Genomic DNA, 6,703 nt, shown 5'->3' on the forward strand with positions numbered 1-6,703 from the left:
CTCACGACTCCCCGGATTGCATCCGGGCTACAGGTGAAACATGACCCCCCTCAACACCACACCACGCGCCGACGGTTTCCATATGCCCGCCGAATGGGCCCCGCACAGCCAGACCTGGATGGTCTGGCCCGAGCGTCCGGACAACTGGCGCAACGGCGGCAAGCCGGCGCAGGCGGCCTTCACCGCCGTGGCCAAGGCCATCGCCCAGTTCGAGCCGGTGACCGTCTGCGTCTCCGCCGCGCAGTACGAAAACGCCCGTGCCCGCCTGGACGACGACAACATCCGCCTGGTGGAAATCACCACCGACGATGCCTGGGTGCGTGACACCGGCCCGACTTTCGTGATCAACGACAGCGGCGAGGTGCGCGGCGTGGACTGGACCTTCAACGCCTGGGGCGGCTTCGACGGCGGCCTGTACTGGCCGTGGCAGCGCGACGATCAGGTAGCCCGCAAGATTCTCGAGATCGAAGGCTGCAAGCGCTATCGAACCGAAGGTTTCGTCCTCGAAGGCGGCTCGATCCACGTCGACGGCGAAGGCACTCTGATCACCACCGAAGAATGCCTGCTGAACAGGAACCGCAACCCGCACCTGTCGCGTGAAGAGATCGAAGCCGTGCTGCGCGAGCACCTCGCCGTCGATGCAGTGATCTGGCTGCCGGACGGCCTGTACAACGACGAGACCGACGGCCACGTCGACAACTTCTGCTGCTACGTGCGCCCGGGTGAAGTGCTGCTGGCCTGGACCGATGATCAGAACGATCCCAACTACTCGCGCTGCCAGGCTGCCATGCGCGTGCTGGAAGAGGCTCGTGATGCCAAGGGACGCCAACTGATCGTGCACAAGATGCCGATCCCGGGCCCGCTTCACGCCAGCGTCGAAGAGTGCGCCGGCGTCGACATGGTCGAGGGCAGTCAGGAGCGCAGCCCGAACGTGCGCCTGGCCGGTTCCTACGTCAACTTCCTCATCGTCAACGGCGGCATCGTCGCGCCGAGCTTCGATGATCCGAAGGATGAAGAGGCGCGCGCGATTCTGCAGCGCATCTTCCCCGAGCATCGCGTGGTGATGGTGCCCGGCCGAGAAATCCTCCTGGGTGGCGGCAATATCCATTGCATCACCCAGCAACAGCCGGCCCCGCAGGGAACCTGACAGCTCTTTACCGCAGCAGCATGAAAACGCCCGGCATCTGCCGGGCGTTTTCGTTCAGCCGTATGGAGGTACAGGCTTCATTTCATCTTGCAGGTGTTGATACCCAGCAAGGGATAGGCCGGGCAAAAACGCAAGACACCGGTCGCCAGCGGCACCACGCCAATCCAGCCCCACAGGCCAATCACGCCGGCCAGGCTGAGGGCAATAAGCACCAGACCCACGGCAATACGCAGGCTACGATCGAGCGTTCCAACATTGGCTTTCATCGAGGTTCTCCAGGTCAACACCCGCGCCGGCCTTCCAGCGCGGTAAAGATCAACATGCCGGCGAGCATCGCGGCGACGAACAACAGTGCCTGCCAGTGCCCGGCCAACAGAATGGCCAGCGCCGGCCCCGGACAGATGCCGGCGACGCCCCAACCGACGCCGAACAGCAGACTACCGCCGACCAGTCGGGCATCCAGATCGCGCCGGGTCGGTAAATGCATGGCGCCGCCGAGCAACGCCTTGGTACGCCGCTGCGCCAGATTCAGCGGTAACGCAGCCGCCCCAATGGCACCGGCCATCACCAGTGCCAGCGATGGGTCCCAGTCACCCGCCAGATCGAGAAATGCCAGCACCTTTGCCGGATCGGCCATGCCCGCCAGCAGCAGACCGAGGCCGAACAGCAGCCCGGCGATGAATGCGCTCAGTCTGGGCATATCAGCCCCCCAGCAGATGACGCAGGACAAACACCGTAGCGAACCCCGTAGCCATGAAGCACAAGGTGGCCACCAGCGAACGCGGCGACAGCCGGGAAAGGCCGCAAACGCCGTGGCCGCTGGTGCAGCCGGAGCCGTAGCGGGTGCCGATACCCACCAGCAGGCCGGCGAGAATCAAGCCGAAGCTGCCGACGCCGAAGTGAACCGGCGGCAACGCGGCGAACATCGCCCAGAGCCCCGGCGCCAGCAACAGGCCAAACAGAAAAGCCGCTTTTTCACCTCGCCCTTCACTCTGACGCGGCAGCAGGCTGCCGAGCAGCCCGCTGATTCCGGCCACACGGCCATTGAGCAGAGCAAACAGCGATGCCGCCAGGCCAATCAGGGCACCGCCCGCCAGCGCGCTCCAGGGCGTGAAGCTGGCCCAGTCGATGCTCATTGCCGGCCCTCGCAGAACAACCGGTAGAGTGTCTCGATGACTGCCAGCGCCGCGGGGCTGCTGATGCGGTAGTAGATCTGCTTGCCGTCGCGGCGGGTCTCTACCAGCCCCTCACGACGCAGCACGGCGAGCTGTTGCGACAGCGTCGGCTGTTGAATGCCGAGCAATGCCTCCAGCTCACCGACATTGCGCTCGCCCTGCGACAGCTGACAGAGCAGCAGCAGACGATCCGGATTGGCCAGCGCCTTGAGCAACTGTCCGGCAGCATCGGCATTGGCACGCAATTGCTGGATATCGATGGATTCAGCCACGGGACACCTTAACTAAATACAATATGTATTTTTATATATTGTATTGAATGAAAGTGCTACCCATGCTGACCAGCGGTTAAAGAGGGGATTGAACGGGCCTTACAAGAGCGCGCCTACCTGAATCAACCGATGCATGCACAGTACAAATCGTGGGAGGGGCTTTAGCCGCGACAAGAGCTCGCCGCTGAAGCGCCTCCCACACGGGGTATCGTCACTCCCAGGGTTACATACGGGCTACCACTGACGCCCTACATGCGAATTCATTAGCGGAGCCCAGAAACGCGAAAACCCGCCTTGGCGGGTTTCCAGGTCGAAGCCAGATGAATCAGGCGTCGGCGTCAGCGGCAGCCTCATAGGCAGCCGCGTCCAGCAGCTTGTCCAGCTCGCCGGCATCGCTCGGCTTGAGTTTGAAGAACCAGCTGCCGTAAGGGTCGCTGTTGACGCTTTCCGGGCTGTCGGCCAGCGCTTCGTTGATGGCGATCACTTCGCCGCCCACCGGCGCGTAGATGTCGGAGGCGGCCTTGACCGACTCCACCACACCGGCTTCCTGGCCGGCATTCAGTTGCTTGCCGACTTCCGGCAGCTCGATGAACACCACGTCGCCGAGGGCTTCCTGGGCGTGGTCGGAAATGCCCACGGTCACGCTACCGTCAGCTTCCAGACGAGCCCACTCGTGGCTGGCGGCATAACGCAGATCGGCGGGGATATTGCTCATGTGTCGTTCCTCGTAAGCGATGACGGCAAGCGGGCCGTCAGGACAATTTAGCAGGCCGCGGCAGAAGGGAAAGCCAGCGCCGCGGCCCGATCATTCAAATTAGCGTTTTGCCGTGGCGCACGAAGCTCGGCTTGACCACGCGCACCGGGTACCACTTGCCGCGGATCTCCACCTCGGCACGATCGCCGGTCTGTGCCGGCACCCGTGCCAGCGCGATGGATTTGTTCAGCGTTGGCGAGAAGCTGCCACTGGTGATCTCACCCTCGCCGATGCCATCTACACGTACGACCTGGTGTGCGCGCAGCACGCCGCGCTCTTCCAGCACCAGACCAACCAGTTTGCTCGGGCAGCCGGCGGCGCGCTGCGCCTCCAGCGCCGTGCGCCCGATGAAGTCGCGCGCGACAGGCTCCCAGGCGATGGTCCAGGCCATGTTGGCGGCCAGCGGGCTGACCTGCTCGTCCATGTCCTGGCCGTAGAGGTTCATGCCCGCTTCGAGACGCAAGGTGTCTCGGGCACCTAGGCCGATCGGCGAGATACCGGCGCCGACCAGGTCGTTGAGGAAAGAGGCCACCTCGGTCACCGGCAGGACGATCTCCAGGCCATCTTCGCCGGTATAGCCGGTGCGGGCGATGAACCAGTCGCCTTCGGCCAGCCCCTGGAACGGCTTGAGTTCGTGGATCAGCGCGGCACGTGCCTGGGTCAGCAACTCGGCGACGCGCGAGCGGGCCTTCGGCCCCTGAATGGCAAGCATGGCCAGGTCGCGTCGTTCGCTAAGCTGCACATCGAAATCGCCCGCCTGAGCGTGCATCCACGCCAGATCCTTGTCGCGGGTACCGGCATTGACCACCAGGCGGTAACCCTGCTCCTGGGAAGAAGAGCCGGTGAGGTAGACGATCAGGTCGTCGATCACCCCGCCCTGCTCGTTGAGCATGGCGCTGTACAGCGCCTTGCCGGGGCTCTCCAGGCGCGCCACGTCGTTGGCCAGCAGACGCTGCAGGTAGGCCTGCGCCTGGCTGCCACTCAGGTCCACCACGCACATGTGCGAGACGTCGAACACGCCGCAGTCGCGGCGCACCTGATGGTGCTCCTCCACTTGCGAACCGTAGTGCAGCGGCATGTCCCAGCCGCCGAAGTCCACCATCTTGGCCCCCAGCGCCAGGTGCAGGTCATAGAGGGGGGTGCGCTGTCCCATGGGTAAATCTCCTTCCGGGCTTGGCGAAGCGATTCAGACCCCGAGAAGCTAGCTGCGTTGCCATTGCTGCGTTACAGCCAGACTCAAAATGCTCATGTGCAAAAGCACACTGCGTTTTTCACCTAGCTGCGCCTTGCACTGGCCGCCTCGGCTCGAGCATCCTGCTTCGCTCTACCTCCTGCATCCATGCAGTCGTCGCCTACGCTTCTCGACACGTCTGCCGGATGGGCCGGCTCGCGAATGGCGCGCATTGTAGCCGCAAGGTGGGCGGGGGTCATCTGACCAAAGGTCGCGCAGTGCTCCCAGCCTTGATCTGTGTCAGCCCAGAGCCGGAACCAGAGGCTTTCAAGCGAAACTGCGGGCCGATCGGCGGATCAGCAGGATCACCGGCAGCAGACCGACCAGCACCAGGGTCAGGGCCGGCAACGCAGCGCGTGCCCACTCACCTTCGCTGGTCATCTCGAATACGCGTACCGACAGCGTGTCCCAGCCGAATGGCCGCATCAGCAGGGTCGCCGGCATCTCCTTGAGCACATCGACGAACACCAGCAACGCGGCCGACAGGGTGCCCGGCAGCAGCAACGGCAGATACACCTTGAAGAACAGGCCAACGCCGCCAACGCCCAGGCTGCGCGAGGCCTCCGGCAGCGACGGGCGGATTCGTGCGAGGCTGGTTTCCAGTGGCCCGTAGGCGACCGCCATGAAGCGGATCAGATAGGCCACCAGCAGCGCCGACAGGCTGCCCAGCAGTAGCGGCTTGCCGGCACCGCCCAATGCGCTGGACAACGGTATCACCAGCTCGCGATCGAGAAAGCTGAACGCCAGCATGATCGCCACCGCCAGCACCGAACCCGGCAAGGCATAGCCCAGGTTGCCCAGTGCCACGCCAAGCCGCACCCCCCGCGTCGGCGCCTGACGACGGGCGAACGCCAGCAGCATGGCCACGCCGACTGTGATCAAAGCCGCCATGCCGCCCAGGTAGAGGGTGTGCAGGATCAGCCCGGCATAACGTTCGTCGAGATCGAAGCGACCGCGCTGCCAGAACCAGATCAGCAACTGCAGCAACGGAATGACGAAGGCGCAGGCGAACACCAGACCGCACCAGGCGCTGGCGGCAAAAGCCTTCCAGCCGTGCAGGTGATACAAGGCCTTGCCACGTGGGCGCTCGTTGGCCGGCCGCGCTGCGCCGCGGGCGCGACGCTCGCCGTAGAGCACCAGGGCCACGGCCAGCAGCAGCAGGCTGGCCAGCTGGGTTGCGCTGGTCAGGCTGTAGAAGCTGTACCAGGTCTTGTAGATCGCGGTGGTGAAGGTATCGAAGTTGAACACCGCTACCGCGCCGAAGTCGGCCAGGGTTTCCATGATCGCCAGCGCCAGGCCGGCGCCGATAGCCGGGCGCGCCATCGGCAACGCCACGCGCCAGAAGGCCTGCCAGGGGCTCTGCCCGAGCACCCGCGCCGCCTCCATCAACCCCTTGCCCTGCGCCAGGAACGCGCCGCGGGCGAGCAGGTAGACATAGGGGTAGAAGACCAGCACCAGGACGATGATCACCCCGCCGGTGGAGCGTACGCGGGGCAACCGAAAGCCGCTGCCGAACCACTCACGCAGCAGCGTCTGCACCGGACCGGCGAAATCCAGCAGGCCGACGAAGACGAACGCCAGCACGTAGGCGGGAATGGCGAACGGCAGCATCAGTGCCCAGTCCAGCCAGCGCCGACCGGGGAACTCGCAGAGACTGGTTAGCCAGGCCAGGCTGACGCCAAGCAGCGTCACGCCCACACCAACACCAAGCACCAGGGTCACCGTGTTGCCGATCAGCCGCGCCATCTGCGTCTGCCACAAGTGCGTCCAGATCTGCTGATCGACCTCATGCCAGCTCAGCAGCAAGACCGACAGCGGCATCAACACCAGGGCGGCGACAGCTAGGACGATGGGATACCAGCGACGCTGGACGGGATGCGGCACGCGGATTCCTCGATTCCGGAAAAAGACAACGCCCCGGCTAGGCGGGGCGTCGAAGTAAAACAGCCGGAGGCTGCAAGCTGCAAGCTGCAAGCTTCAGGCTTCAGGCTTCAGGCTTCAGGCTTGCGGCCTGCAGCCTGTAGCCGCTTCAGCCAGCCGGCGCGATCCATCAGCATGGTGGCCTCCGGCCTGGCGCTTGCCGGCCACTTCGGTCCACGATGCAGTCCAGCCTTAAGGCCCCAG

8 protein-coding genes are annotated in these 6,703 nt (G+C 64.6%); 1 reads left to right on the forward strand and 7 read right to left on the reverse strand.

Annotation, left to right across the window (positions count from 1 at the left end; translation table 11 throughout):
• The first annotated feature begins 40 nt into the window (after positions 1–40).
• The gene (gene aguA, locus GYB81_RS13650; RefSeq protein WP_161865719.1) at positions 41–1,147 is read left to right on the forward strand and encodes an agmatine deiminase; all 1,107 of its coding nucleotides are present in this window, start codon (positions 41–43) and stop codon (positions 1,145–1,147) included.
• A 77-nt stretch (positions 1,148–1,224) separates the two neighbouring features.
• On the opposite strand, the gene GYB81_RS13655 is transcribed toward aguA, so the two are convergent.
• From GYB81_RS13655 to GYB81_RS13685, 7 genes are all read right to left on the reverse strand, one after another.
• On the reverse strand, positions 1,225–1,413 hold the full coding sequence (locus GYB81_RS13655; protein ID WP_161865718.1) for a YgaP family membrane protein: 189 nt from the start codon (positions 1,411–1,413) through the stop codon (positions 1,225–1,227).
• A gap of 14 nt (positions 1,414–1,427) precedes the next feature.
• On the reverse strand, positions 1,428–1,847 hold the full coding sequence (locus GYB81_RS13660) for a DUF6691 family protein (protein WP_161865717.1): 420 nt from the start codon (positions 1,845–1,847) through the stop codon (positions 1,428–1,430).
• 1 nt (position 1,848) lies between these two features.
• Positions 1,849–2,283: a YeeE/YedE family protein gene (locus GYB81_RS13665; RefSeq protein ID WP_161865716.1), complete on the reverse strand. Its 435-nt coding sequence runs from the start codon at positions 2,281–2,283 to the stop codon at positions 1,849–1,851.
• Positions 2,280–2,594 carry an ArsR/SmtB family transcription factor gene (locus tag GYB81_RS13670; RefSeq protein WP_161865715.1) on the reverse strand — a complete coding sequence of 105 codons (315 nt, stop codon included), beginning with the start codon at positions 2,592–2,594 and terminating at the stop codon, positions 2,280–2,282. Before GYB81_RS13670 ends, GYB81_RS13665 begins: the two co-directional genes overlap by 4 nt.
• A 325-nt stretch (positions 2,595–2,919) precedes the next feature.
• On the reverse strand, positions 2,920–3,309 hold the full coding sequence (gene gcvH / locus GYB81_RS13675; protein ID WP_161865714.1) for a glycine cleavage system protein GcvH: 390 nt from the start codon (positions 3,307–3,309) through the stop codon (positions 2,920–2,922).
• A gap of 94 nt (positions 3,310–3,403) precedes the next feature.
• Positions 3,404–4,501, reverse strand: coding sequence for a glycine cleavage system aminomethyltransferase GcvT (gene gcvT, locus GYB81_RS13680; RefSeq protein WP_161865713.1), 1,098 nt, complete (start codon positions 4,499–4,501; stop codon positions 3,404–3,406).
• A 345-nt stretch (positions 4,502–4,846) separates the two neighbouring features.
• Positions 4,847–6,463, reverse strand: a complete 1,617-nt coding sequence (locus GYB81_RS13685) for an ABC transporter permease (protein WP_161865712.1) — start codon at positions 6,461–6,463, stop codon at positions 4,847–4,849.
• Positions 6,464–6,703 lie beyond the last annotated feature (240 nt).

It is taken from the genome of Pseudomonas yangonensis, assembly GCF_009932725.1.
GTDB classification, from domain to species: Bacteria; Pseudomonadota; Gammaproteobacteria; order Pseudomonadales; family Pseudomonadaceae; genus Aquipseudomonas; species Aquipseudomonas yangonensis.

Bases quoted from the DNA above. Each gene is read 5' to 3' on its own strand.
- aguA (WP_161865719.1), top strand. From the start codon at position 41: ATGACCCCCCTCAACACCACACCACGCGCCGACGGTTTCCATATGCCC.
- GYB81_RS13660 (WP_161865717.1), bottom strand. From the start codon at position 1,847: ATGCCCAGACTGAGCGCATTCATCGCCGGGCTGCTGTTCGGCCTCGGT.
- GYB81_RS13665 (WP_161865716.1), bottom strand. From the start codon at position 2,283: ATGAGCATCGACTGGGCCAGCTTCACGCCCTGGAGCGCGCTGGCGGGC.
- GYB81_RS13655 (WP_161865718.1), bottom strand. From the start codon at position 1,413: ATGAAAGCCAATGTTGGAACGCTCGATCGTAGCCTGCGTATTGCCGTG.
- gcvH (WP_161865714.1), bottom strand. From the start codon at position 3,309: ATGAGCAATATCCCCGCCGATCTGCGTTATGCCGCCAGCCACGAGTGG.
- gcvT (WP_161865713.1), bottom strand. From the start codon at position 4,501: ATGGGACAGCGCACCCCCCTCTATGACCTGCACCTGGCGCTGGGGGCC.